This window comes from Stenotrophomonas sp. AS1, assembly GCF_048957655.1.
In the GTDB taxonomy this organism is placed as follows: domain Bacteria; phylum Pseudomonadota; class Gammaproteobacteria; order Xanthomonadales; family Xanthomonadaceae; genus Stenotrophomonas; species Stenotrophomonas bentonitica_A.
In genome coordinates, this window is record NZ_JARVXM010000003.1 from 213,239 (window position 1) to 238,955 (window position 25,717).

The 25,717-nt window shown below is 65.0% G+C and carries 20 protein-coding genes; 10 read left to right on the forward strand and 10 right to left on the reverse strand.

Annotated features, from left to right (window positions below; translation table 11 throughout):
- Positions 1-83: 83 nt before the first annotated feature.
- The 4 genes from PV764_RS05250 to prmB form a co-directional block, all read right to left on the reverse strand.
- Entirely contained in the window at positions 84-1,109 is a 1,026-nt protein-coding gene (locus PV764_RS05250) for an aspartate-semialdehyde dehydrogenase (protein WP_019182660.1), read from the reverse strand.
- A gap of 207 nt (positions 1,110-1,316) precedes the next feature.
- Positions 1,317-2,372 carry a 2-hydroxyacid dehydrogenase gene (locus PV764_RS05255; protein WP_421116262.1) on the reverse strand — a complete coding sequence of 352 codons (1,056 nt, stop codon included), beginning with the start codon at positions 2,370-2,372 and terminating at the stop codon, positions 1,317-1,319.
- Positions 2,365-3,468, reverse strand: coding sequence for a chorismate synthase (gene aroC / locus PV764_RS05260; protein WP_019182658.1), 1,104 nt, complete (start codon positions 3,466-3,468; stop codon positions 2,365-2,367). The genes PV764_RS05255 and aroC overlap by 8 nt, the downstream gene beginning before the upstream one ends.
- Positions 3,465-4,394, reverse strand: coding sequence for a 50S ribosomal protein L3 N(5)-glutamine methyltransferase (gene prmB / locus PV764_RS05265; protein WP_019182657.1), 930 nt, complete (start codon positions 4,392-4,394; stop codon positions 3,465-3,467). The genes aroC and prmB overlap by 4 nt, the downstream gene beginning before the upstream one ends.
- A gap of 147 nt (positions 4,395-4,541) precedes the next feature.
- On the opposite strand from prmB, the gene PV764_RS05270 reads away from it, so the two are divergent.
- Positions 4,542-5,192, forward strand: a complete 651-nt coding sequence (locus tag PV764_RS05270) for an SCO family protein (RefSeq protein ID WP_019182656.1) — start codon at positions 4,542-4,544, stop codon at positions 5,190-5,192.
- Positions 5,189-6,031, forward strand: coding sequence for an archaetidylserine decarboxylase (gene asd / locus PV764_RS05275; protein ID WP_046273246.1), 843 nt, complete (start codon positions 5,189-5,191; stop codon positions 6,029-6,031). Before PV764_RS05270 ends, asd begins: the two co-directional genes overlap by 4 nt.
- Before the next feature lie 99 nt (positions 6,032-6,130).
- Here asd and PV764_RS05280 read toward each other — a convergent pair whose 3' ends face one another.
- Together PV764_RS05280 and PV764_RS05285 are read right to left on the reverse strand one after the other, a co-directional pair.
- Positions 6,131-6,472: a ribonuclease E inhibitor RraB gene (locus PV764_RS05280; protein WP_046273247.1), complete on the reverse strand. Its 342-nt coding sequence runs from the start codon at positions 6,470-6,472 to the stop codon at positions 6,131-6,133.
- Between the two features lie 114 nt (positions 6,473-6,586).
- A complete protein-coding gene (locus PV764_RS05285; protein ID WP_046273248.1) occupies positions 6,587-8,191 on the reverse strand; it encodes a transglycosylase SLT domain-containing protein in 1,605 nt (534 codons plus the stop codon).
- 121 nt (positions 8,192-8,312) lie between these two features.
- Here PV764_RS05285 and PV764_RS05290 point away from each other — a divergent pair, with 121 nt between their 5' ends.
- Both PV764_RS05290 and greB read left to right on the forward strand, forming a co-directional pair.
- Positions 8,313-9,818 carry a helicase HerA-like domain-containing protein gene (locus PV764_RS05290; RefSeq protein WP_019182652.1) on the forward strand — a complete coding sequence of 502 codons (1,506 nt, stop codon included), beginning with the start codon at positions 8,313-8,315 and terminating at the stop codon, positions 9,816-9,818.
- A 55-nt stretch (positions 9,819-9,873) separates the two neighbouring features.
- Positions 9,874-10,377 carry a transcription elongation factor GreB gene (gene greB, locus PV764_RS05295; protein ID WP_019182651.1) on the forward strand — a complete coding sequence of 168 codons (504 nt, stop codon included), beginning with the start codon at positions 9,874-9,876 and terminating at the stop codon, positions 10,375-10,377.
- A 110-nt stretch (positions 10,378-10,487) separates the two neighbouring features.
- Here greB and PV764_RS05300 read toward each other — a convergent pair whose 3' ends face one another.
- The gene (locus PV764_RS05300) at positions 10,488-11,321 is read right to left on the reverse strand and encodes a DUF3025 domain-containing protein (protein ID WP_421116263.1); all 834 of its coding nucleotides are present in this window, start codon (positions 11,319-11,321) and stop codon (positions 10,488-10,490) included.
- Positions 11,318-12,682: a 30S ribosomal protein S12 methylthiotransferase RimO gene (rimO, locus tag PV764_RS05305; RefSeq protein WP_261997113.1), complete on the reverse strand. Its 1,365-nt coding sequence runs from the start codon at positions 12,680-12,682 to the stop codon at positions 11,318-11,320. The genes PV764_RS05300 and rimO overlap by 4 nt, the downstream gene beginning before the upstream one ends.
- A 203-nt stretch (positions 12,683-12,885) precedes the next feature.
- Between rimO and PV764_RS05310 the strand changes: the two genes are divergently transcribed.
- The 3 genes from PV764_RS05310 to PV764_RS05320 are packed head-to-tail and all read left to right on the forward strand — an operon-like array spanning position 12,886 to position 14,165.
- Positions 12,886-13,563 (forward strand): dienelactone hydrolase family protein, encoded by a 678-nt coding sequence (locus tag PV764_RS05310; protein ID WP_102788068.1) that lies wholly within the window; start codon positions 12,886-12,888, stop codon positions 13,561-13,563.
- Positions 13,560-13,982 (forward strand): HIT domain-containing protein, encoded by a 423-nt coding sequence (locus tag PV764_RS05315; RefSeq protein ID WP_019182648.1) that lies wholly within the window; start codon positions 13,560-13,562, stop codon positions 13,980-13,982. Before PV764_RS05310 ends, PV764_RS05315 begins: the two co-directional genes overlap by 4 nt.
- Before the next feature lie 15 nt (positions 13,983-13,997).
- Positions 13,998-14,165 carry a LiaI-LiaF-like domain-containing protein gene (locus PV764_RS05320; protein WP_019182647.1) on the forward strand — a complete coding sequence of 56 codons (168 nt, stop codon included), beginning with the start codon at positions 13,998-14,000 and terminating at the stop codon, positions 14,163-14,165.
- A gap of 272 nt (positions 14,166-14,437) precedes the next feature.
- Here the strand turns inward: PV764_RS05320 and dcd are convergent, their stop codons facing one another.
- A complete protein-coding gene (gene dcd, locus PV764_RS05325; protein WP_019182646.1) occupies positions 14,438-15,010 on the reverse strand; it encodes a dCTP deaminase in 573 nt (190 codons plus the stop codon).
- Between the two features lie 272 nt (positions 15,011-15,282).
- On the opposite strand from dcd, the gene PV764_RS05330 reads away from it, so the two are divergent.
- Positions 15,283-18,324 carry a TonB-dependent receptor gene (locus PV764_RS05330; protein ID WP_421116264.1) on the forward strand — a complete coding sequence of 1,014 codons (3,042 nt, stop codon included), beginning with the start codon at positions 15,283-15,285 and terminating at the stop codon, positions 18,322-18,324.
- A 75-nt stretch (positions 18,325-18,399) separates the two neighbouring features.
- On the opposite strand, the gene apbC is transcribed toward PV764_RS05330, so the two are convergent.
- Positions 18,400-19,257: an iron-sulfur cluster carrier protein ApbC gene (gene apbC / locus PV764_RS05335; protein ID WP_399619086.1), complete on the reverse strand. Its 858-nt coding sequence runs from the start codon at positions 19,255-19,257 to the stop codon at positions 18,400-18,402.
- Positions 19,258-19,461: 204 nt separating this feature from the next.
- Here apbC and PV764_RS05340 point away from each other — a divergent pair, with 204 nt between their 5' ends.
- Both PV764_RS05340 and PV764_RS05345 read left to right on the forward strand, forming a co-directional pair.
- Positions 19,462-22,263, forward strand: a complete 2,802-nt coding sequence (locus tag PV764_RS05340; RefSeq protein ID WP_421116265.1) for a TonB-dependent receptor domain-containing protein — start codon at positions 19,462-19,464, stop codon at positions 22,261-22,263.
- A 530-nt stretch (positions 22,264-22,793) separates the two neighbouring features.
- Positions 22,794-25,607, forward strand: a complete 2,814-nt coding sequence (locus PV764_RS05345; RefSeq protein ID WP_421116266.1) for a TonB-dependent receptor domain-containing protein — start codon at positions 22,794-22,796, stop codon at positions 25,605-25,607.
- Positions 25,608-25,717 lie beyond the last annotated feature (110 nt).

The following is a 25,717-nucleotide window of genomic DNA, read 5'->3' on the forward strand; positions in this document are numbered from 1 at the left end:
CCAATATAGCGGCTCCCCCCGTGATCGGCGATGTTTCAATGCGGGCTGTCGGCGGCATCCCCATGCCGCCGACCACCGCGCGATCAGCCTTCGGCGGCGACCAGCTCGGCCAGCTGCACGGCATTGAGGGCCGCGCCCTTGCGGATGTTGTCCGAGACGATCCACAGGTTCAGGCCACGCGGGTGCGACAGATCCTCGCGGATGCGCCCGACGTAGACGGCATCGGTGCCCGAGGCATGGGTGACCGGGGTCGGATAGCCACCGGCCTCGTGCTTGTCGACCACTTCCACGCCCGGCGAACGCGCCAGCAGTTCGCGCGCGGCATCCGGGGTGACCTTGTCGCGGGTTTCGATGGTGACCGCTTCGGAGTGACCGTAGAACACGGGCACGCGCACGGCGGTCGGGTTCACCAGGATGCTGTCATCGCCGAGGATCTTGCGCGTTTCCCAGACCAGCTTCATCTCTTCCTTGGTGAAACCGTTGTCCTGGAAGTCATCGATATGCGGGATCAGGTTGAACGCGATCTGCACCGGGAAGCGCTGCGGGTCGATGTCCTGGAAGCTGAGCAGCTGGCCGGTCTGCTTGCCGAGCTCTTCCAGCGCCGAGCGACCACCGCCGGAGACGGACTGGTAGGTCGCCACGTTGATGCGCTCGATGCCGTACTGGCGGTGCAGCGGGGCAAGTGCGACCAGCATCTGCATGGTCGAGCAGTTCGGGTTGGCGATGATGCCGCGCGGGCGGTGCTTCAGCGCCTCCGGGTTCACTTCGGAGACGACCAGCGGCACGTCATCGTCGTAACGGAAGGCCGAGGAGTTGTCGATCACCACCGCACCGGCGGCGGCGAACTTCGGGCCAAATTCCTTGGAGACGCTGCCACCGGCGGAGAACAGCGCGATGTCAACGCCGTTCGGATCGAAGGTGCTCAGGTCCTGGACCTTGATCTTCTCGCCCTGGTACTCGATCTCGCCACCTGCCGAACGCGAGGACGCGAGCAGGCTCAGCGTGGCGATCGGGAAGTTGCGCTCGGCCAGGATGGCCAGCATGGTTTCGCCGACAGCACCGGTGGCACCGACGACGGCGACGTGGAAACGACGATCTGGATTGCTCATGGGGGAACCTCGTGTTGGGCGTACCGACCAACGGTCGGTACCTGCCTTGTTTGGGGGGATGTGTACCGACCAACGGTCGGTACCTGCCGGAATGTTGAATGTGCGTGCCGACCAACGATCGGTACCTGCCGTGCCTTGGGGATGTGTACCGACCGACGGTCGGCACCTTCCGGTTCGGGAACCTCGCCTGTTGGCCAGCGCGGTTCCCTATCGTTTTGCGTCGTCGATTTTTTTGCCGCCCACGGTCGCGCCGCCGGTTTTCACGGCAGCGACAGCGTCGGCGTTGATCGCGCTCGGCGGGTTGCCCGCGTTCGGCCCCTGCCCCAGTGCGGCGGTCAGGTTGTCCACGGCCAGCTGCACCATCGCCCGGCGCGTGGCCTGGCTGGCACTGCCGATATGCGGGGTCAGCACGCTGTTGTGCAGGGCGAGCAGCTCCGGGCGCACCGTCGGCTCGCCTTCGAACACATCCAGCCCGGCCGCGGCCAGGCGACCCTTGGCCAGGGCATCGGCGAGCGCCAGCTCATCCACGATGCCGCCACGGGCGATGTTGACCAGGGTGGCGGTCGGCTTCATCTTCGCCAGCGCGGCGGCATCGATGATGTGATGCGAGGAGGCGTTGTACGGCAGCACCAGGACAAGGTGATCCACCTGCGCCAGCAGGGTGTCCAGGTCCACGTACTGCGCACCGACCTCGGCCTCGGTGGCCTCGGGCAGCCGCGAGCGGTTGTGGTACAGCACGCGCATGCCGAAGCCGTGCGCGCCGCGGCGGGCGATGCCCTGGCCGATGCGGCCCATGCCGAGGATGCCCAGCGTGCTGCCGTGGATATCCGCACCGAGCATGGTCTGGAACGACCACTGGCCCCATTGGCCATCGCGCAACCAGCGCTCGGATTCGGTGATGCGGCGCGCGGTGGCCATCAGCAGCGCGAACCCGAGGTCGGCCGTGGTCTCGGTCAGCACGTCCGGGGTGTTGCTGGCCAGGATGCCGGCGGCGCTGAGCGCGTCGATATCCAGGTTGTTGTAGCCCACACCGACGTTGGCGATCGCGCGCAGTCGCGGCGCGTTGGCGATCTCGGCCGCGCCGATGCGTTCGTTGAGGGTGATCAGCGCGCCATCGACGCCAGCCAACTGCTCGGCCAGCCCCTGCGGCGTATAGCGGGTGACGTCGCCGGTCATGGTCAGGTCGAAATGCTGCCCGAGCTGCGCGACGACATCGTCGAACAGGGGCTGGCTGACCCAGACCTTGGGGCGCGGGTCAGCCATCGATCGTGCCCGGGATGCGCGGGGTGATCTCGCCGACATCGCCGCACTGGGCGCGATGCCGCAGCGCCTGGTCCATCAGCACCAGTGCCATCATCGCCTCGGCGATCGGCGTGGCGCGGATGCCGACGCAGGGGTCGTGGCGACCGGTGGTGATCACCTCGACCGAGGCACCGCTGGCGTCCACCGTGGCACCGGGCAGGCGCAGGCTGGAGGTCGGCTTGAGCACGATCGAGGCGGTGACCTGCTGGCCGGTGGAAATGCCACCGAGGATGCCGCCGGCATGGTTGCTGGCAAAGCCCTGCGGGGTGAGCAGGTCACGGTGCTCGGTGCCCTTCTGCGCGGCGCTGGCAAAGCCGTCGCCGATCTCCACGCCCTTGACCGCGTTGATGCTCATCAGCGCGGCCGCCAGATCGCCATCGAGCTTGCCGTAGATCGGCTCGCCCCAGCCCGGCGGCACGCCGTCAGCCACCACGTTGACGCGCGCGCCGACCGAATCACCGGACTTGCGCAGCGCATCCATGTAGCTTTCCAGCGCCGGCACCTGATCGGCGACCGGCCAGAAGAACGGGTTGTCTTCCACCACCGACCAGTCGAAGCCGGTCGGGGTGATCTCGCCCAGCTGCGAGAGATAGCCACGCACCGTGACGCCATGGCGCTGCAGCAGCCACTTCTTGGCGATGACGCCGGCAGCGACGCGCATGGTGGTTTCGCGCGCGGACGAACGACCGCCACCGCGCGGATCGCGGATGCCGTACTTCTGCCAGTAGCTGTAGTCGGCATGGCCCGGACGGAACTGCTGGGCGATGTTGGTGTAATCCTTGCTGCGCTGGTCGGTGTTGCGGATCAGCAGGCCGATCGGGGTGCCGGTGGTACGGCCTTCGTACACCCCGGACAGGATCTCGATCTCATCGGCTTCGCGCCGCGCGGAGGTGTGCCGGCTCTTGCCGGTGGCCCGCCGCTGCAGGTCGTGGGCAAATTCGTCGGCGCTGATCTCCAGCCCCGGCGGACAGCCGTCCACCACGCAGCCGATCGCCGGACCGTGCGATTCGCCGAAGGTGGTGACGGTCAGCAGTTTGCCGAAGCTGTTGGAACTCACGGCCGCTGCGCTGCCAGTTCGGTGATGCGGGCACTGTGCGCGATCAGTTCGCGGCACTCGACGGCGAAGATGCCCATCTGGCCGACCTTGAACTCGACCCAGCGGAAATCCACTTCCGGCAGCAGCTTGTACAGGTGCTGCTCGGACTCGCCCACTTCACAGATCAGCAGGCCATCCTCGCTCAGGTGCAGCGGGGCATCGCGCAGGATCTTCAGCACCAGGTCCAGGCCATCGTCGCCGGCACGCAGGCCCATTTCCGGCTCGTAGGAGTATTCCTGCGGCAGGGCATCGGTCTCGTCGTTGGTGACGTACGGGGGATTGGTGACGATCAGGTCGTAATGACGGCCGGTCAGGCCGTTGAACAGGTCGGACTTGAGCAGGGTGACGTTCGGCGTCTGCAGCCGTTCCTTGTTCTCTTCGGCCAGCGACAGGGCCTCGTCGCTGAGGTCCACACCGTCCACTTCCCAGTTCGGGTAGTAGTGGCCCATGGCGATGGCGATGCAGCCCGAGCCGGTGCACAGGTCGAGGGCGCGATGGACATCGCGGCCGGCCAGCCACGGCTCGAAGCCGCACTCGATCAGTTCGGCGATCGGCGAGCGCGGCACCAGGGCGCGCGCGTCGCTCTTGAAGCTCAGGCCGGCGAACCAGGCCTCACCGGTCAGGTAGGCGGCCGGGATGCGCTCGTCGATACGGCGCTGGAACAGCTCCAGCACGCGGACCTTTTCGTCCTGCAGCAGGCGCGCCTGGCCATAGGCCGGGCCAAGGTCATGCGGCAGGTGCAGGCTGTGCAGGACCAGCTGGGTGGCTTCGTCCAGGGCGTTGTCGTAGCTGTGCCCGAAGGTCAGCCCGGCGGCGTTGAAACGGCTGGTGCCGTAGCGGATCAGGTCGATGATCGTGTGGAGTTCGGCGGCCGTTTCGGCAGTCATGGCGGGGCAACAGACAAAGTGGCCCTCGATTATAGGCGCTGGGGCGGGCCGGGGCATCCGTTGCAGTCGAAACGGGTGCGGCTGCCGCATGGGACGCCATCGCCCGCATCCCTCTATCATGGTGGCCACTTCCGGGACGGGGCCCTTATGTTCAATCGCAATGTCGGCATCATCCTGCTGATCGCCCTGGCCGCCGGGCTGGGCCTGGTCGTGGCCCAGAAGGTCTTCGCGCCCAAGCCGGGCGGTGAACGACCGGCCACGGAATCGATCACGTTCTACCCGCAGCCGCGCCCGCTGCCCGATTTCAACCTCGGCCAGTCCGACGGCACCCGCCTGATCCCCGGCGAGCTGAAGGGCCATTGGACCCTGGTGTTCCTCGGCTTCACCTTCTGCCCGGACGTCTGCCCGACCACGCTGGCCGATCTGGCCCAGGCCCAGAAGCAGTGGGAAGCCCTGCCTGAAACACTGCGCCCGCGGCTGGTCTTCATTTCGGTCGATCCCGAGCGCGACACCCCGGCGCGGCTGGGCGAGTACGTCCACGCCTTCCACAAGGACACGCTGGCGGCCACGGCGGATGTGCCCTCGCTGGAGCGCTTCGCCACCTCGCTGGGCTTCGTGTTCCAGAAGGTGCCCGGCAAGCATTTCGATGAAAACCCCGAGGACTACACCCTCGAGCACTCGGCCAGCCTGGCCGTGCTGGACCCGGAAGGCCGCCTGGCCGGCCTGATCCGCCCTCCTTTCCAAGCGCAGGCCATCGCCCGCGACCTGCAACTGCTGACCGAGAAATCCGCCCCATGAGTTTGATGACCACGCTGAGCTACGCCCTGCCCCACCGCCTGCTGTCGTCCATGGCGCGCAGACTGGCGTACTCGAGCAACCCGCGGATCTCGCGCTGGCTGATCGATACCGTGACCGCCAAGTTCGGCGTGAACCTGGCCGAAGCCGCCAACCCGGACCCGCGCAGCTACCGCACCTTCAATCAGTTCTTCACCCGTGCGTTGAAGCCGGGCGCGCGCGTGGCCGATGCCGATCCGCGCACGCTGGTCATGCCGGCCGACGGCCGGATCAGCCAGCTGGGCACGATCGAGGACGGGCGCATCTTCCAGGCCAAGGGGCAGTCCTTCACCGCCGCCGAACTGCTGGGCGATGCCAAGGATGCGGAAGTCTTCCACCACGGCCTGTTCGCCACGGTGTATCTCTCGCCGAAGGATTACCACCGCGTGCACATGCCGTGGACCGGCACGCTGCGCGAGACGGTGCATGTGCCGGGTCGGTTGTTCAGTGTCGGGCCGGCGGCGGTGAACAAGGTGCCCGGGCTGTTCGCCCGCAACGAGCGCCTGGTCTGCCACTTCGATACCGATTTCGGCCCGATGGTCTCGGTGATGGTCGGCGCATTGCTGGTCTCCGGCGTGGAGACGGTGTGGGGCGGCGAGGAGATCCCGGCCTACGGCGATACCATCACCCGCAAGGATTACCGCGGCAAGGGCATCACCCTGGAGCGCTTTGCGGAGATGGCGCGCTTCAATTACGGCTCGACCGTGATCGTGCTGCTGCCGCCAGGCGTGGCCGAGTTCGCGCCGCATCTGGACGCCGAGCATGCGGTGCAGTTGGGGCAGGCGCTGGCCACCCTGAAGTGACGGTAGGGCCGGCACATGGCCGGCACTACCCGGGCTCACGCCCATAAAAAAACGCCCTGGGAAACCGGGGCGTTTTTTTGTGTGCGATGTTCCGCTCGATCAGACCTCGACCGGGCCGACGTCCATGCCGTCGTAGTCTTCCACGCCGTTCGCTTCGGCCAGGGCCTGCAGCTCGTGGTTGCGGGCATCCAGCGAGGCTTCGGTGTGCACCTCGGCGCGCTCCACGTGCAGCACGTGGTACGGGGCTTCGCCCTCTTCCAGATCCGGTTCGAACACTTCCACCAGGGTGTACCCCAGTTCGACCAGCTTCTCGCCCAGGCCGTGCAGCGGCTCCGGGGTGGTGTTGACGAAGAAGTAGCCCCACAGCATCGGGCCGTTGAGGTCCCAATCGGTGTTTTCACGGATGTTGGCGAACATCTCGTTGATTGCGGTGATATCCATCTTGCTGTCCTGTATGCGTGTTGCGGTGAGCGCCGGCACGTGGCCGACGCTGCGATGGATGTGCTGGGCCGGGCGGCCGCAGGCGTGATGCCGGCGAGCCTACCCGGTTATGGCTTACTTGTCGCAGCCCTGCAGTTTGATGCTCTGGCCCTGCCTGAGCGAATAGGCCGGGGCCTTGAGGCCGTTGGCCCGCGCCAACGTGGGCACGTCGCACTGGAACCTGGCGGCGATCTTGCCCAGGGTCTCGCCCTTGCCGACCTTGTAGCTGCGCGCCGGCTTGGCCTTGGGCTTGGCGGCCGGGACCGCCACCGGGGCGGCCGGGGTCACCGCTGGCATCGCCTGGGCCTGGGCGACCGGCACCACGCTGCCGACCGCCACGTTGCCGGTGTAGCTCACCGCCGTGGGGCGAACGATCGCCGCATTGAGGTCGGCGGTGATCAGGGTGCGGGCCAGATCGGCACGCGGGCCGCTGACACAGAAGCGGTTGTACAGCCCGGCGATGCGGGTGGTCGCGTTGATGGTGGTGCCGGCCGGAATCCAGCCGTCGGCCTCATAGCGCGGGTTGAGGTTGCGCAGCGCGCGCATGTAGCCGTCGCGGGTGCCGGTGCTGCCCAGGCAGATGGTCAGTTCATAGATCGTGGTCGACTTGGCCAGGCGGATGGTGGCCGGCTGTGCGCTGATCTTCGGGAACTCCACGCCGTACTGCTGCGGGTGCAGATAGATCCAGGCCGCGGCGATCACCATCGGCACGTAGTCCTTGGTCTCGCCCGGGAACTGGTTGTAGACGCTGTCGGTCCAGAAGCTCTGGCCCGGATACTGGCGGAACACCCGGATGGCACGGCCCTCACCGCCGTTGTAACCGGCCAGCGACAGCTCGACGCTGTTGTTGAGCTCGCGCATGCGCTCGTTGAGGTAGGTGGCGCTGGCCTCGGCCGCGCTGCGCGCATCGAAGCGGGTGTCGAAGCCGGTGCCATCCGGGCCCAGGCCGAAACGACGGCCGGTGGCCGGCATGAACTGCATCAACCCCGCCGCGCCCGCACGCGAGGACGCATGCACCCGCCCGTTGGATTCCTTGGCCATGATGCCGAACAGCAACGCTTCGGGCAGGCCACGCTTTTCCCACTCCGGCCACATCACCGCCCGCAGGTTCTGGTAGTTCTCGTAGCTGGTGAGCAGCGCCGGGCGCATGTCGGTCAGCCAGCGGCGGATGCCCGCCTGCACGGCCGGGTTGTACTCGACCATGGTGTCGAAGGCGTGGCGCTTGTCATTGAGCAGCGCTGCGGCGCGGGCAGCTTCGGGCACGTCGGCAGCCAGCGGGCCGACATGGTCCGGGTCGGCCTCCAGCAGGGTGCCGTCGGCGATGACGGTGCCGTCCTCCCTGTCCTGCTGGCTGTCGGCGTTGCTCTTGAGCAGGCGCTTGTAGGTCGGCAGCAGGTTGCTGACCTGGCAGCCCTTCTGGGCCACGCAGGCGCTGATCACATCCTCCATGTCCTCCAGCGCGGCATCGGCCTCGTTGGTGCCTTTCGGGTCGGCATTGTTCACCAGCACCAGCGCCGCGTTGTAGCGCTTCTCGGCGGCTGTCATGCGCTGATCGAGCGCCTCCACCTTGGCCTTGTCGCGGGCGGAGACGCGCTGGGCATGGGCCTCGGGGACGAACGACAGCATCGCGGCGACCGCCAGCAACGGCCAACCACGGACAAGCAAGACAGGAACGGGCATTTTTGGCACTGTGTGCGAACGATGGGGCAGAGTAGCCGTGCCGCTTGCATCGGGGCAACCCGTCTGCCGGCCGGTCAGTGCCGACGTTTAGAATCCCGCCTATTCACACTGCGAGTTGACCATGGATCCGATTCTGCTCGGCAAAGGCATCACCGACGATATCCCCGTCACCCTGTTGCCGCGGCTGGGCAACCGGCACGGCCTGGTGGCCGGCGCGACCGGTACCGGCAAGACCGTCACCCTGATGACGCTGGCCGAAGGCTTCTCGCGGATCGGCGTGCCGGTGTTCCTGGCTGATGTGAAGGGTGACGTGTCCGGCCTCGCCGTAGCCGGTGCCGGGACGGATGCGCTGCTGCAGCGCGCGAAGGACCTGGGCGTGGCCGACTACGCGCCCGCCGCCAGCCCCACCATTTTCTGGGACCTGTACGGCAAGCTCGGCCACCCGGTGCGCACCACGGTGAGCGAGATGGGCCCGACCCTGCTGGCCCGCATCCTGGAGCTCAACGACACCCAGGCCGGCGTGCTGGACATCGTGTTCAAGCTCGCCGACGACCGCGGCCTGCTGCTGCTCGACCTGGATGACCTGCGCGCCCTGCTCGGCCTGGTCGCCGAAGAGCGCAAGGACATCTCCACCGAATACGGGCTGGTCAGCGCGCAGACGGTGGCGGCCATCCAGCGTTCGCTGCTGCGCCTGTCGCAGGACGGCGGCGAGGCCTTCTTCGGCGAGCCTGCGCTGGAGCTGGCCGACATCATGCGCGTCAACCACGACGGCCGCGGCGTGATCGGCATCCTCGCCGCCGACCAGCTGGTACTGAAACCGCGGCTGTACTCGACCTTCCTGCTGTGGCTGCTCTCGGAGCTGTTCGAAACACTGCCGGAAGTGGGCGATCTGGAGAAGCCCAAGCTGGTCTTCATCTTCGATGAAGCGCATCTGCTCTTCGATGACGCACCGCCCGCGTTGGCGCAGCGCATCGAGCAGGTGGTCCGGCTGATCCGTTCCAAGGGCGTGGGCGTGTATTTCTGCTCGCAGTTCCCCGATGACGTGCCGGCCAACATTCTTGGCCAGCTCGGCAACCGCGTGCAGCACGCGCTGCGTGCGTTCACCCCGCGCGACCAGAAGGCGGTGAAGGTCGCCGCCGAAACCTTCGTGCCCAATCCGAAACTGGACGTGGCTGCCACGCTGGCCAAGCTGGGTACCGGCGAGGCGCTGGTCTCCACACTGCAGGACAAGGGCATCCCCTCCCCCGTGCAGCAGACCCAGATCGCACCGCCGCGCTGCCGGATGGGTGCGATCAGCGAGGCCGAACGTGCGCAGGTGCGCGCCGGCAGCCCGGTCGGCACCCGCTACGACACCGCGATCAATCGCGAATCGGCGGCGGAACGGCTGGCGCAGCGCGCGCAGCAGGCGGTCGAGCAGGCCGATGCGCCCAAGGCCCGCACCCGCCAGCAGGATGAGGCGCAGGAAGGCGGCTTCGGCCAGTCGATCAAGGATGCGATCTTCGGCACCAAGCGCCGCCAGGGCATGATCGAAACCATGGCCAAGCAGACCACGCGCACCGTCGGCACCAAGCTGGGCAACCAGATCGTGCGCGGCCTGCTGGGCGGTATTTTCGGCGGAAAGCGCTGATACTCCGTGTCGCGCCGCATGGCGCGGCACCTTTTGACGAGCACAAGCAGACCTGATGTCGCGTTGGCGTCCCCCCGCGGAAAAAAGCACGGCCCTGATCACCGCACAGGGCCACCAGCGGCTGAAGACCGAACTGGATGAACTGTGGCGGCACAAGCGCCCGGAGGTGGTGAAGGCGCTGGCCGCCGCCGCCGCGGAAGGCGACCGCTCCGAGAATGCCGAATACACCTACCGCAAGAAGCAGCTGGGTGAGATCGACCGGCGCGTGCGTTACCTGACCAAGCGACTGGAGGCGCTGCGCATCGTCGATACGGCGCCGACCGATCCGAACGCCGTGTTCTTCGGCGCGACGGTCGAGCTGGAGAACGTCGACTCGGGCGATATCCACGTGTACCGCATCGTTGGTCCGGACGAGACCGACGCCGGTGCCGGCTGGATCAGCATCGATTCGCCCTTGGCCCGCGCATTGCTGAAGAAGCGCGTGGACGATGAGTTCGAAGTGGAACTGCCCAGTGGCCGCCATGGGTTTGCGATCCTGTCGGTGGCGTATCCCGGCTGACGGCAAGTGCATCGACGCGTGGCGTGGATCTACCGGGGATGTTGGAAACCACCGGGAGTAGTGCCACGCCCTACGTGAAATGCGCGCACATCATCACTGCAGCCGCCGAATCACCCCAGCGCTGTGGGATACACGCGCCCCGGGCGCAACGGGCGGAAGTAGTCGGCCTGCGCATAGAAGGCCGCCGCCTGCCGCGCGTGCCACCCGGGAATCCCCGCCAACGGCAACGGACGCAGCTCCAACGGATCACCAAGCCGCTCACCGTCCGCGATGGCCTGCGCCACCGCCGCGACCGCACTGGCATCGTCATCACTCGGTACCACCACGCACTTGCCGACCAGCAGGCGGTCCGGCAGCAGGGCCTGCTCCAGCAGCGCATGCCCGATCACCGCCGCGACGGCGATATCACCGTTGCGCCAGTGCCCTGCTCCGTCCACGAACAGCGCCGGCCAGTCGTGCCGGTCCCATGCGCCCAGCAGCGCAGGGTCGCGCACCCGCACGATCACGCCTGTTTCGTCGAACTGGGTCAGTGCAGCCTGCGCACGGTTGCGTTGCCCCGGCGCCATCGCCGCGATGTGCCGGCATTGCTGCTGGTTGAGCGCGCGCTTGATGGCAGGGTAACGCGCCCAGATCAGGGCGTTGAACAGGTCATGCCAGTTGTCCGCACGCGTGGCGATCCGGCCGCGCCCGGCGATGCGCGTTTCATAGTGCAGGCCGTCGGCCAGCAACGCCTCGTCCTGCTCGGCCAGATGCTTGTCTGGCAACGCGAGGCGCGCATCGAGTGCTGCGATGGTGGGCCAGTCGGATGCGCCCATCAGATCCTGGAACTCGCGCAGCCCGGCATAGATCGGCTGTGCGAAGCAGGCCGCATCCACCGCGTTGCGCGGTGGTGCGATGAAGCGGCGTCGACCGCCAGTATCGGCAGCCGACGCCGATACGATCACAGCACGTGCAGATCGAACGGCTTGCGCGCTTCGGCGGCGAGGATCGCGTCACCGAACAGATCGTGGTCGTCGCTCTCGGTGATCTCCACATCGACGAACTGACCCACGCGCAGCTTGGCTTCTTCCGCGTTCTGGATATGCACCAGACCGTCGATCTCCGGTGCATCGGCCTTGGAACGGGCCACCGCGATGCCGTCTTCGATGGCATCGACCAGGCACTGCTGCACGGTGCCGATCTTGGCTTCCAGGCGCGCGGCGGAAATCTCCGCCTGGCGCTCCATGAAGCGGGCCAGGCGCTCCTGCTTCACTTCTTCGGGCACCGCACCGGGCAGATCGTTGGCGGTCGCGCCGGTGACCGGCGAGTAAGCGAACGCACCGACGCGGTCCAGCTGCGCCTCGTCCAGGAAGCTCAGCAGCTCCTCGAACTCGGCATCGGTCTCGCCGGGGAAGCCGACGATGAAGGTCGAGCGCACCGTGATGTCCGGGCACAGCTGGCGCCAGCGCTGCACGCGCTCGAGCGTCTTGTCGACCGCGCCCGGGCGCTTCATCAGCTTGAGGATGCGCGGGCTGGCATGCTGGAACGGGATATCCAGGTACGGCAGGATCCGGTTCTCGGCCATCAGCGGCACGATCTCGTCCACGTGCGGGTACGGGTAGACGTAATGCATGCGGGTCCACGCATCCAGCTCGGAGAGGCCTTCGCACAGCGCCTTCAGGCGGGTCTGGTAGGCCTTGTCACGCCACATGCGCTCGGCGTACTTCACGTCCACGCCATAGGCCGAGGTGTCCTGGGACACCACCAGCAGTTCCTTGACGCCACCACGCACCAGCCGCTCGGCTTCGCGCAGCACCTCATCCACCGGGCGCGAGACCAGCTTGCCGCGCATCGAGGGGATGATGCAGAAGCTGCACTTGTGGTTGCAGCCTTCGGAAATCTTCAGGTACGCGTAATGGCGCGGGGTCAGCTTGATGCCGTAATCGGGCACCAGATCCACGAAGGGATCGTGCTTGGGCGGCAGCGCGGCGTGCACGGCCTCCATCACGCTCATGTAGTCCTGCGGACCGGACACCGCCAACACGTTCGGGTAGGCCTCGCGGATCTGCTCCGGGCGTTTGCCCAGGCAACCGGTGACGATCACCTTGCCGTTGGCGTTCATCGCCTCGCCGATCGCATCCAGCGACTCGGTCACGGCCGAATCGATGAAGCCGCAGGTGTTGACCACCACCACGTCGGCCGAGTCATAAGAGGGAACGATGTCGTAGCCCTCGGACCGCAGCTGGGTCAGGATGCGCTCGGAATCGACAAGGGCCTTCGGGCAGCCAAGGCTGACGAAGCCGACTTTGGGGTTCAGCTGGGACATGGATCGCAAGGACTCTGGGGGCCTGGGCCCATGCCGGAATGGCGTGGGGACCTGGGGCCGGAAACGGCGGCAAGTATACCGGCGTTCAGCCCGCGCCCCTGAACCGGATCGGGTCGATCCCGCCAGATACCGCATGCCCGCTGACATCACGCTAACCCGCGCGGGGCCGATAATGAATGCCTGAACCAACGGAGTCTCACACCATGGGTGAGTGGATCACGCTCGATACGCATTACGGACCGGTCCGCGCCTGGCAGGCAACGCCGGCAGGCAAACCGCGCGGGGGCCTGGTGGTGATCCAGGAGATTTTCGGCGCCAACCCGCACATCCGCGCGGTGGCCGACGACTATGCCGCCAAGGGCTATGCGGTGCTGGCCCCCTCGTTCTTCGACCTGGCCGACTCGGCCCCGGACGGGACCGAACCGCCGGAACTGCCTTACGACAGTGAAGGCGTGGCCGCCGGCCTGCAGATGGTGGACGAACTCGGGGTGGAAAAAGCGCTGGAGATCGTCCGGGCCGCCGCGTCGCGGCTGGCACCGGCTGGCAAGGTCGGCACGGTGGGCTACTGCTGGGGCGGCAGCATCGCCCTGCTCTCCGCGCTGCGCCTGGGCCTGCCCTCAGTCAGCTATTACGGCGCCCGCAATGTGAAGTACCTGGACGAAGCGCCCAAGGCGCCGGTCATGTTCCACTTCGGCGCCCAGGACAAGAGCATCCCGCCTGAAGCGATCAAGGCCCACCGCGAGAAGCTGCCGCAGATGGCCACGTTCGTCTACCCGGCCGATCATGCCTTCAACCGCAGCGTCGGACATGCGTATGATCCAGACAGCGCCCACCTGGCGCTGGAACGCACCCTGGACTTCTTTGCGGAGCATCTTGGATGAGCGAGTTCGAACTGGATTCACGCCTGGCCACCGACAGCGTACTGGTAGCAGAAGGGCCGTTATCGCAAGTGCGATTGATGAACGATGAAAGGTATCCCTGGCTGATCCTGGTCCCACGCCTGAGTGGCGTGACCGAATGGATCGACCTGGATGGCGAGCAGCAGGACAAGCTGCGGACCGAGTTGAACCGGGCGTGCAAGGCGCTCAAGGGCACCGATGGGGTCGAGAAGATCAACATCGGCTCGCTGGGCAACATCGTGCGCCAGCTGCATTTCCATGTGATCGGGCGCCATGTCGGCGATCCGGCATGGCCGGGCCCGGTCTGGGGCCAGGGGCAGGCACACCGTTTTGACCCAGAGGTGCTGGCCGAGCGTGTCGCACTCTGGAAGGAACGGCTAGGATATTCGCCCCAGCCCTAGCGGACCCTGCCCCTGATGCGTTCCAACCTTGTCGCCGCCATCGTCCTGATCCTTGTCGGCCTGTTCCTGCTGGCCAGCAATCTGGGCTGGACCAACATGAACATGGGAAAGCTGATCCTCACCTGGTGGCCGGTCGTGCTGGTGGCGGTTGGCATCGGCCTGCTGTTCGGCCGAGGCAAGTAGAGCGGACCGTTGGTCCGCTGCTTTTCGGCCCGCTGCTTTTGGGCCCGCTGCTTTTCGGTCCGCTGCTTTTCGGTCCGCTGCTTTTGGTCACCACGCCGCACGTCGGACCAAGCCACAAAAAAAGCGCGGAGTACTCCGCGCTTTTTTTGTGGTCGCCCCTTGATGGGTAACGGTAACCGCAGAAGCAGCCGACCAACGGTCGGCTCTACCAGGCGCGGACGCGGCAGCACGCCCGGGGATCGATCAGGTGCGCCGCGCCACCCGCGTGATCATCAGGTCCGCGGCAGGGTCACGCCGGTCTGGCCCTGGTACTTGCCACCGCGGTCCTTGTAGGACGTCTCGCAGATATCGTCCTTGTCGGCCTGGAAGAACAGCATCTGCGCCACGCCTTCATTGGCGTAGATGCGCGCCGGCAGCGGCGTGGTATTGCTGAATTCCAGGGTCACATGCCCTTCCCACTCCGGCTCCAGCGGGGTCACGTTGACGATGATGCCGCAGCGCGCGTAGGTGCTTTTGCCCAGGCACACCACGAGCGTGTCGCGCGGGATGCGGAAGTACTCCACGGTGCGCGCCAGCGCGAAGCTGTTGGGCGGGATGATGCACTCATCACCCACGATGTCCACGAAGCTGCCCGGATCGAAGTGCTTCGGGTCCACGATGGTGGAGTTGATATTGGTGAACACCTTGAACTCGCGCGAGCAACGGACGTCGTAGCCGTAGCTGGAGGTGCCGTAGCTGACGATGCGCTGGCCGTTGGCCTGCTTGACCTGGCCAGCTTCGAACGGCTCGATCATGCCGTGCTGCTCGGCCATCTGACGGATCCAGCGGTCACTCTTGATGCTCATGTTCGATCCTGGCTGGGAACAATTGGACAGACGCCCGGGCCAGCGATTCTACAGCGACCTGTGATGCTCGCCTACGCGCTTCAGCGTGACCGGGAAAGGCGCGAATCAGCCCAACCACGCTCACTCTAAAGTGAGACATATAACTTCTGATTATCTCATTTTTACAGAATGGTTGCGCCGCGAAGAACTGTTCATTATGGTTTCATTAAGCCTGAACACTCGATTCAGGTAGGGATATTCAGTCACCGTAAAGCATCACGCAAAGGAATCTGATGAAACACACCATCCATGGACGCAAGTTCGCCCGTACCGCACTCGCCTTGATGTTGAGCGCATGCATCGGCACCTCTTTCGCACAAAGCACCTCCGGCAACATCAACGGCAGCGCTACGGCGGAGAAGGTTCAGGTCAAGAGCCTGGCCTCCGGTGCCACCCGCGAAGTCACCGTCGGAACCGACGGCCGCTTCAGCTTCTCGCAGTTGCCCATCGGCACTTATGAGGTCACCACCTTCAGTGGCGGCAGTGCGGTGAACACCACGCGCGTCAATGTCGTCGCCGGCCAGTCGACCACTGCCAGCTTCGCCTCGGCATCCAGCGGCGCCACCTCCCTCGACACGGTCAATGTGCGCGCGCTCGGCGCGGCCAATGCCATCGATCTCGGTAGCGTGGAATCGCGCACCACCTTTACCGCCGACCAGCTCAATTCCCTCCCCGTGGGACGCGATATCACGAGCGTTTCGCTGCTCACCCCCGGGACCGTTGCATCAAGTGGATATTTCGGCCCGGCATCGTTCGGCGGCGCCTCGGCCGCAGAGAACAGCTACTACGTCAACGGCTTCAATGTCACCAATCTGTACGACAGCCTGTCGTTCTCCGAGATCCCCTACCAGGCCATCGACCAGCTGGACGTGCAGACCGGCGGTTACGGCGCGCAGTACGGCTTCTCCACCGGCGGCGTGACCAGCGTCAACGTCAAGCGCGGCACCAACGAATGGAAGGGTGGCTTCAGCTGGACCGGCGCCCCGGATTCGCTGCGCGAGAGCGCGCCCGATACGTACTACGACGATGGCTCGCTCTTCCGTTCCTATGATCGCAACAGCAGCAGCTCCAACGTCTACAGCGTCTGGGCCGGTGGCCCGCTGATCGAAGACAAGCTGTTCGTGTTTGCGATGGGCCAGTTCAGCAACTCCAAGATCGGCAATTACGGCAACCGCGGCTCGCAGTACACCACCAATGGCCGTCCGCCCTCCGCTACCGCATTGTCCACGTCGGCCTACGACTATGAGTCCAAGACCCCGTACTGGCTGTTGAAGCTGGACTGGTACCTCAACGACAGCAACCACCTCGAGTACACCGGTTTCGACAACAGCCGCCGCTACAATTACGACTACTACAACGCTGCCTATGATGATGCCAGCAGTGGTGGCGAACCGGCAAAGACCAGCGCCCTCGGCGCGCTGATCGGCAAGTCCGGCGGCCAGACCGACGTCTTCAAGTGGACCAGCTACCTGACCGACAACCTGACTGCATCGCTGCAGTACGGCCAGATGCGCAACCGCAGCTCGGAGCACACGATCAGCCCCGACGGTGTGATGAGCACCTACGACGGCGACATCAACAGCCCGCAGGGCAGCTGCCCCTACGTTCTGGACTACCGGTCCGAGACCGGCGGGACCGGTCGCCAGATCGGCTGCGCCGTGGCCAGCACCGTCGGCATCTTCGGCGGCCGCAACGAGCGCAAAGGCACCCGCCTGGATCTCGACTGGCAGCTGGGCGACCACAAGATCGGCTTCGGCTACAGCGACGAAAAATGGACCTCCGTGCAGGGCACGTCCTACTCCGGCGGGGCCTTGTGGTATCTGGAAGATGACTATGCCGAGCGGGTGAACTTCCGCAACGGTGGCTCCATCGAGATCAAGCAGCAGTCGTGGTACCTGCAGGACAACTGGCAGATCACACCGAACTTGATGCTGTATGCGGGCATCCGCAATGACTCGTTCGACAACAAAAACTCGGACGGCATCTCCTTCGTCAAGCAGGATGACATCTGGCAGCCGCGTGCAGGCTTCTCCTGGGATATCCTGGGCGACGGTCGCAGCAAGCTGTTCGCCTCGGTTGGCCGGTACTCGCTGCCGATCGCCGCCAACGTCGCGCTGCGCGCAGCCAGTGCCTCGTACTATCTGGACGAGTATTTCACCTACAGCGGCATCAATCCGAACGGCTCGCCGATCGTCACCGGCAGCTTCGAGGACGGTGCGTATGACGCAGTGATCAACGGCGAAAGCGGTGCTACGCCTGATCCGCGCGCGGTCGCGTCGCGGGGCTTGAAGCCGTACACCCAGGACGAAGTCATCCTGGGCTACCAGCAGCAGATCAATTCGTCGGTCGACTTCTTCAACGACTGGACCGTGGGCATCAAGGCCACCTACCGTCGCATCAACAATGCGATCGATGACACCTGCGATTCGCGTTCGCTCTACAACGCAGCGGTTGCCGCCGGCTATGACCTGTCCAACTGGTCCGACCCGTGGACCGTGCCGGAAGGCCTGCCGGGCTGCTGGATCTACAATCCCGGCAGCGACCTGAACGTTACCCTGGATGTCGACGGCGATGGCACGGTGGAAGAGATCAATGTGCCGGGCGATACGCTGGGCCCGAAGGCCAAGCGCACCTACAAGGCCGTCACCCTGAGCGCGGACAAGCAGACCGAGCGCTGGTACGCCAGCCTCTCCTACACCTGGTCCAAGCTGGAGGGCAACTACGAAGGTCTGGTCAAGAGCACCAACGGCCAGGATGACACCGGCACGACCTCGGACTTCGACTTTGCCGAGATCATGTACGGCGCCGACGGCTACCTGTTCAACGACCACCGCCACAGCTTCAAGCTCTTCGGCGGCTTCAAGTTCACCGACGAGTGGTCGGTCGGCGTCAACGTGCTGGCCCAGTCCGGCGCACCGAAAAGCTGCCTCGGTGGCGGCTGGGGCAGCTTCGACACCGAGTACGGTTATACCGGCGTGTTCCACACCTGCGAACAGGGTACCGACGAGATCTCCAAGGTGGGCAGCGCTGGCCGCACGCCGTGGCAGTTCACCGTCAGCCCGAACATCACCTACACGCCCAACTGGCTGGAAGGGCTGAGCATGCAGGTCTCGGTGATCAACGCCTTCAACAACATCAAGCCGGTCCAGGTGTACGAAACCCAGTACGGCCGCCCGAGCTCGGCACCGACCATCCGGACCTACTACAACTACAACACGCCGAAGTACTTCAACGATCCGCGCTATGTCCGGTTCCAGGTGCAGTACGACTGGTAAGCCGAAAACCCGCGTTGCTTTCTCTCTTGACCGCCGGCCTCGTGCCGGCGGTTTTTTCTGCAGGGAACAAAAGCCTTACAGCAACGAGGACAGGATCGGGATGGCTGCCCGCGGCCGCTTGGCCACTTCCTCGATCAACCGCTCGGCCGCGCGCAGGTAGGCCTGGGCCGCAGAAGACGCCGGCGCGGCAGCAGTGATCGGCGTACCGGCATCGCCCTGCTCGCGGATACCGATCTCCAGCGGCAGCGACCCCAGCAGCGGCACCCCGTACTGGGCGGCCATGCGCTCGCCACCGCCCTCGCCGAACAGATGCTCGACCTGGCCGCACTTGCTGCAGGTATGCACGGCCATGTTCTCGACGATGCCCAGCACCGGCACCTCCACCTTCTCGAACATCTTCAGCGCCTTTTTCGCGTCCAGCGTGGCGATGTCCTGCGGCGTGGTGACGATCACCGCGCCGGCCAGCGGAATCTTCTGGGTCAGGGTGAGCTGGATGTCGCCGGTGCCCGGCGGCAGATCGATCAGCAGGTAATCCAGGTCGTCCCACAGCGTGTCATTGAAGAACTGCGTCATCGCCGAGGTGGCCATCGGCCCGCGCCAGATCATCGGCGTCTCGTCCTCGATCAGGTAACCGATCGACATGGTCTCCACCCCGAACGCGCGCATCGGCTCGATCGACTTGTTGTCCGGGCTTTCCGGACGGCCACTCAGACCGAGCATGGCGGGCACGCTGGGGCCGTAGATATCGGCATCCAGCAGGCCCACGCGCGCGCCGAGCGCGGCAAGTGCGACGGCCAGGTTGACCGCGGTGGTGGACTTGCCGACCCCGCCCTTGCCCGACCCCACTGCGATCACGTTGCGCACGCGCGGATGCGGCGACAACCCCTTCTGCACTTGGCTGGCGTGGGGACGACGCACTTGGCTGGCACTCACTGCGGGCACTCCGGGAACACAACAATTGGACGCAACACTATACAACCTTGACTGCACCTGACTGAAAATCCCGATTGCTACGAAACCATGCAATTTTCGTTAAGTTCATGTTACGGTCGAAACGCACTACGTTGAGCGTTTTCCGCGCGTTCCGGGAGGGAATCATTGGCGTCAGTGCTTTCTGTTTTGTTCTATGGACTATCAATGAATTACAGCACCACCGCACGTCGCAACACGCTCGCCGCTGCACTGTTCTCCGCCCTGATCGCCACCGCAGCCGCTCCGGCCATGGCACAGGATAAAGCCACGACGCTGGACAAAGTCACCGTCACCGGCTCGCTGATTCCGCAGACCGATATCGAAACCCAGACGCCGGTGATGTCCATCACCGCGCAGGACATCCAGACCCGCGGCTTCACCAGCGTGGCCGAAGTCCTCCAGCAGTCCTCGCTGACCACCGGCGGCCTCCAGGGCGGCCAGACCTCGGCGTCCTTCACCCAGGGCGCGGAAGCCTCGGGCATGTTCGGCCTGAACCCGGGTTACACCAAGTACCTGATCAACGGCCGTCCGATGATGTCGTATCCGGCGCTGTACAACGGCGGCGATACGTTCAACAACATCAGCGGCATTCCGATCGACATCGTCGAGCGCATTGAAGTCCTGCCGGGCGGCCAGTCGTCGCTGTACGGTTCGGACGCCATCGCCGGCGTGGTCAACATCATCCTCAAGGAACGCATGGACGGTGGCAGCATCTCCGTGCGCGGCGGCACCTACACCGAAGGTGGCGGCAACAGCGTTCGCTTCAGCGGCGCGCACGGTTTCAGCGCGTTCGATGACCGCTTCAACGCACTGGTCAACGTGCAGATCGAGTCGAGCAACCCGATCTGGGGCTACCAGCGCGACCTGACCCGCACCACCAATGCCAACGGCTACACCGCGCAGCTGCCGAGCAACGATTTCGCCGTCATCGACGCCGATACCAACCGCCTGTACATGATGGACCCGAACAACTGCGCCAACGTGGCCAGCCAGTTCGGTGGCACCACCGTGCTGGGCACCCGCCCGACCGGCCAGTCGTGCGGCACCTACTTCGGCGCCGGCTACAAGACGCTCAAGAACGGCAAGGACAGCGGCCAGTTCTATTCGGCGATGACCTTCGACGTCAACGACAATCTGCAGCTGTTCGCCGACGTGCTGTACAGCAAGGAAAAGACCGAGTACACCTCCGGTTCGAGCTACCTGTGGTGGGGCACCAAGAGCGGCATGGGCGGCTTCTACGACCAGTCCTCGGGCAAGGTGGTGAACCTGCAGCGCGCGTTCGCCCCGGAAGACATCGGTGGCCAGGGCTACAACGACGTCCTCAACAGTGACGAGAGCCGCTCCTACCAGGTGACCCTGGGCGCGAAGGGCATGGCCGGCAACTGGGACTACAGCGCCAGCTTCACCCGCGGTGAGTACAAGCTCACCGAAAACAAGTTCATGCGTTGGAAGGACCCGATCAACAACTACTTCGCCGAACACGTACTGGGCCCGCAGCTGGGCACCACGGCCGACGGCTGGGGCATCTACAACCCGAACTACGACGCGTTCTACTCGCCGATCTCGCCAGAAGATTTCGCCAGCTTCACCGGCTACGCGACCAACCGCAGCCGTACCTGGCAGAACCTGGGCCGCGTGCAGATCACCAACGGCTCGCTGTTCTCGCTGCCGGGCGGCGATGCCGGCTTCGCCGTGGTGGTTGAAGGTGGCAGCGAAGGCTGGGACTACTCCCCCGACCAGCGCCTGCTGGACGGCCAGGTGTGGGGCTCCTCGGCCGTGGCCGGCAATGGCCACCGCAGCAATTATGCGGTGACCTCCGAACTGCGCATGCCGGTGCTGGAGCAGGTCACGGTGACCGCTTCGGGTCGCTATGACGCGTTCAAGATCGCCGACAACACCGTCGACAAGGCTACCTACAGCCTGGGCCTGGAATACCGCCCGATCGACAGCCTGCTGTTCCGCGGCAAGTACGGCACTGCCTTCCGCGCACCGACCCTGTCCGATGCCTTCCAGGGCAAGAGCGGGTACTACGCGCCCAACTCGACCGACTACTACCGTTGCGGCACCCTGGGCTATGCACCGGGCAACACCGCCGACTGCCGTTACCACGACAACGTCTCGGTGTACTCCGAGCGCGCCGGCAACCCGGACCTGGAGCCGATCACGGCCGACGTCTGGAATGCAGGCGTGGTCTGGGCACCGATGGCGAACCTCTCCATCTCGGCCGACTACTACAACTGGAAGATCGAGAACGAAGTCGATACGGCCAGCACCGACCAGCTTCTGCTGGCCGAGTACTACTGCCGCAACGGCCTGCCCAACGGCTCTTCGGCCAGCTGCCAGAACGTGGCCGACTGGGTCGTGCGCGACGCCGCCGGCAACCTGAGCAGCCTGTACACCCCGAAGATGAACGTGGCTCGCCAGAACCTGCAGGCCGTGACGGTCGGCTTCAAGTATCTGCAGGACATCGGCCGCTTCGGCTCGCTGCAGTTCTCGGCCAACTACACCAACATGCTCAAGCGTGAAGTGCAGTCGCAGCCGGGTGAGGAGTTCCAGGATCTGCTGGGCAACCCGATCGCGATGTGGAACTACGACAACTTCGCCAAGGTCCGCAGCGATGCCTCCGTTGGCTGGTCGGTCGACAAGTTCACCACCACGCTGTACGCGAACTACATCGGCAAGACCCCGAACTACCTGGCCGGCATCAACGGCTATGACTACGTCCACCCGGCGTCGGGCAAGGCGGCAGGCAAGTGGGGCTCGTACACCACGTACAACCTGAGCGTGAACTATCGCGCCCAGGATGACCTGACGCTGTCGGTGATGGTCAACAACGTGTTCAACAAGATGCCCGACGGCCAGGCTTACAGCTACCTGGGCACCTCGGGTGCGCCGTACAACACCGGCCTGTACAACGCGTACGGCCGTGCCGTGTACGTCCAGGCCAAGTACGACTTCGGCAAGTAACCGCCGCAGGCCACACCGGCGACCGTGCAGGGCCCTGCCCTGCCGGTTCGCCATCCGGAGCGCCCCGAAAGGGGCGTTTCGCGTTTGTGGGGCTGCAACCGGCGTATTGCCCGTCCGCCGCCCTGAATGCAACGACATGCGCCGCCGCGAGAGAGGCATGAGCATGTCCGACTTTTTCATGGTGCGATGCGTCTATGGGACAAGCATATGCACACTGATCTCAGTTGTTAACGCTGGGCCATATTCAGCATCCACTCATTGACGAAACATAAATAAAATTTCATCTAGACCCAGGCACTTGTTTTTCAAAGCGTTTCAATTTCCGTCAATGCAAAGCAATTATCGGCGATGACCATTCAGCGTATTTCACGTTAAGCGCGTGTTACGTTCGCGGCACGCCGGTACCGACTGAACGCAGAATGAAACACCCAAGGACGGCCATGCAGGCCTGATACCGGATCGTTATTGCACGCAATCAAGAGGTCCCATGGAAGGGAAAGCCACGACATCACCACTACATGGGGTTGCACATGTCTCGCCAAGGTAATTCGATCTCGCGTCATCCGCTTGCCGCCGCCGTCCTCACCGGCCTGCTGCTCACCAGCGCCACCGTCTTCGCACAGGACAACGCCGCCACCAATCTCGACCGCGTCACCGTCACCGGGTCCTTGATCCCACAGACGGAGATCGAGAACCACACACCGGTGCTGACCGTCACCGCCGAGGACATCCAGACTCGCGGCTTCACCAGTATCTCCGAGGTGCTGCAGCAGTCTTCGCTGACCACCGGCGGCCTGCAGGGCGGCCAGACCGCCGCCTCCTTCACACAGGGTGCCGAAGCGGCCGGCATGTTCGGCCTGGACCCGGGCTACACCAAATACCTGATCAACGGCCGGCCGATGCTGCAGTACCCGGCGCTGTACAACGGCAGCGACGCGTTCAACAACCTCAGCGGCATTCCGATCGACATCGTCGAGCGCATCGAGATCCTGCCCGGCGGCCAGTCCTCGCTGTACGGCTCTGACGCCATCGCCGGCGTGGTCAACATCATCCTCAAGGAGCGCATGGATGGCGGCGTGCTCAATGTCCGCGGCGGCGCCACCACCGAAGGCGGCGGCAACAACATCCGCGTCAGCGGCGCCAGGGGCTTCAACAGCGCCGATGACCGCTTCAATGCACTGGTCAACGTGCAGTACGAAAAGAGCAACCCGATCTGGGGCTACCAGCGCGACCTGACCCGCACCAACAACCGCGTCGGCTACAGCGCGCAGGTGCCCGCCAACGATTTCCTGGTCTATCTGCCCGCCGACAACAACGCGTTCGTGATGATGGACCCGACCCGTTGCGCCAGCGTCGCCGGTCAGTTCGGCGGCACCACCGTGCTGGGCACGCGCGCGGCCGGCGAGTCCTGCGGCTCGGCCTACGGCGCCGGCTACCGCATGCTGAAGAACGACAAGGAGAGCAGCCAGTTCTACAGCTCGATGACGTTCGATGTGAACGACAACTTCACCCTGTTCGCCGATGCGCTGTACAGCCTGGAAGAGGTCAAGTACACGCCGGGTTCGGGGTATACGTTCTGGGGCAGCGACCTGAGCTTCGGCGCGTTCTATGACCAGGACACCGATCAGTACATGAACCTGCAGCGCGCGTTCGCGCCTGAGGACATCGGGCCGAACGGCTACAAGGACATCCTCAACACCGACCGCAACAAGGCCTACCAGGTCACCCTGGGCGGGCGTGGCACGTTCGGCAACTGGGATTACAGCGCCAGCTTCAGCCGCGGCGAATACAAGCTGACCGAGCGCGGCTTCGTGCGCTGGGCCGATGACATCGACAGCTACTTCGAGAACCGCGTGCTCGGCCCGGTGCTGGGCACCACCGATGACGGCTACAACATCTACAGCCCGAACTGGGGCGCGTTCTATTCGCAGCTGCCAGCCGGCGATTTCCAGACCTTCACCGGCTACACCTACAACCAGAGCAAGACCTGGCAGAACCTGGGCCGCTTCCAGCTCACCAACGGCTCGCTGTTCACCCTGCCCGGTGGCGATGCAGGCTTTGCCGTGGTCGCCGAAGCCGGCAGCGAAGGCTGGGACTACCGTCCGGATGAGCGCTTGATGGACGGCAGCGTGTGGGGCACCACCTCGGTGGCCGGTAATGGCCATCGCAGCAACTACGCGGTGACCTCCGAACTGCGCCTGCCGCTGATCGACTCGCTCACCGTGACCGGCTCGGGTCGCTACGACGCCTACAAGATCGCCAACAACACCGTCGACAAGGCCACCTACAGCGTCGGCGTGGAGTTCCGTCCGATCGAAAGCCTGCTGTTCCGTGGCAAGTACGGCACCGCGTTCCGTGCGCCGACCCTGCCCGACGCCTTCCAGGGCGAGAGCGGTTACTACGCCAACGGCGCGGTCGATTACTACCGTTGCGGCCAGCTCGGCTACGCCCCGGCCGATACCCTCGCCTGCCCGTACGGCAACGAGTCGGTGTTCGGCGTGCAGGCCGGCAACACGGAGCTGGAACCGATCACCGCCGATGTCTGGAACGCCGGCGTGGTCTGGGCACCGATGAACAACCTCTCGGTCTCGGTGGACTACTACAACTGGAAGATCGACAACGAAGTCGACACCCTGAGCTCGGACCAGCTGCTGCGCGCGGAGTACTACTGCCGCAATGGCCAGGGCAACCCGACCTCGGCCAGCTGCGAGAACGTCGCTGACTGGATCACCCGCGATGCGGCCGGCAACATCGAGCAGATCTTCACGCCCAAGCTCAACGTCGCGCGCCAGAACCTGCAGGCCCTGACGGCCAGCTTCAAGTACGTGCAGGACATCGGCCGCTTCGGCTCGCTGCAGTTCGCCAGCAACTACACCAACATCCTCAAGCGCGAGCTGCAGCCGCAGCCGGGCGACGACTATCTGGATCTGCTGCGCGACCCGTATGCGATGTGGTACTACGACGCCTACGCCAAGGTCCGTACCGATGGTTCGGTGGGCTGGGCCAAGGACCGCTGGACCACCACGCTGTACTTCAACTACATCGGCAAGACGCCGAACTACATGTCCTACCTGGGCGAGAGCTTCGACTACGTCCACCCGTCCGGTTACAAAGCCGGCAAGTGGGGCTCCTACACCACCTACAACCTCAGTGTGAACTACCGGGCGCTGGACAACCTGACCCTGTCGCTGATGGTCAACAACGTCTTCAACAAGATGCCCGACGGCCAGGCCCACAGCTACGCCGGCAACATCGCCTCGCCGTACAACAGCAGCATCTACAACCCGTACGGACGCGCGGTGTATGTGCAGGCCAAGTACGATTTCGGCACCAAGACCAACTGAGCCAAACCCGGGATGACACCCCCAGGCCCCGCCGCAAGGCGGGGCTTTTCCTTGGCCGCTGCCGGCCGGGGCCACGTCCGCAGTTGACCGGATCAGGCCTCTTGCCATCG

Bases quoted from the DNA above. Each gene is read 5' to 3' on its own strand.
- PV764_RS05250 (WP_019182660.1), bottom strand. From the start codon at position 1,109: ATGAGCAATCCAGATCGTCGTTTCCACGTCGCCGTCGTCGGTGCCACC.
- PV764_RS05255 (WP_421116262.1), bottom strand. From the start codon at position 2,372: ATGGCTGACCCGCGCCCCAAGGTCTGGGTCAGCCAGCCCCTGTTCGAC.
- prmB (WP_019182657.1), bottom strand. From the start codon at position 4,394: ATGACTGCCGAAACGGCCGCCGAACTCCACACGATCATCGACCTGATC.
- PV764_RS05270 (WP_019182656.1), top strand. From the start codon at position 4,542: ATGTTCAATCGCAATGTCGGCATCATCCTGCTGATCGCCCTGGCCGCC.
- asd (WP_046273246.1), top strand. From the start codon at position 5,189: ATGAGTTTGATGACCACGCTGAGCTACGCCCTGCCCCACCGCCTGCTG.
- PV764_RS05280 (WP_046273247.1), bottom strand. From the start codon at position 6,472: ATGGATATCACCGCAATCAACGAGATGTTCGCCAACATCCGTGAAAAC.
- PV764_RS05285 (WP_046273248.1), bottom strand. From the start codon at position 8,191: ATGCCCGTTCCTGTCTTGCTTGTCCGTGGTTGGCCGTTGCTGGCGGTC.
- PV764_RS05290 (WP_019182652.1), top strand. From the start codon at position 8,313: ATGGATCCGATTCTGCTCGGCAAAGGCATCACCGACGATATCCCCGTC.
- greB (WP_019182651.1), top strand. From the start codon at position 9,874: ATGTCGCGTTGGCGTCCCCCCGCGGAAAAAAGCACGGCCCTGATCACC.
- rimO (WP_261997113.1), bottom strand. From the start codon at position 12,682: ATGTCCCAGCTGAACCCCAAAGTCGGCTTCGTCAGCCTTGGCTGCCCG.
- PV764_RS05310 (WP_102788068.1), top strand. From the start codon at position 12,886: ATGGGTGAGTGGATCACGCTCGATACGCATTACGGACCGGTCCGCGCC.
- PV764_RS05315 (WP_019182648.1), top strand. From the start codon at position 13,560: ATGAGCGAGTTCGAACTGGATTCACGCCTGGCCACCGACAGCGTACTG.
- PV764_RS05320 (WP_019182647.1), top strand. From the start codon at position 13,998: ATGCGTTCCAACCTTGTCGCCGCCATCGTCCTGATCCTTGTCGGCCTG.
- dcd (WP_019182646.1), bottom strand. From the start codon at position 15,010: ATGAGCATCAAGAGTGACCGCTGGATCCGTCAGATGGCCGAGCAGCAC.
- PV764_RS05330 (WP_421116264.1), top strand. From the start codon at position 15,283: ATGAAACACACCATCCATGGACGCAAGTTCGCCCGTACCGCACTCGCC.
- PV764_RS05340 (WP_421116265.1), top strand. From the start codon at position 19,462: ATGAATTACAGCACCACCGCACGTCGCAACACGCTCGCCGCTGCACTG.
- PV764_RS05345 (WP_421116266.1), top strand. From the start codon at position 22,794: ATGTCTCGCCAAGGTAATTCGATCTCGCGTCATCCGCTTGCCGCCGCC.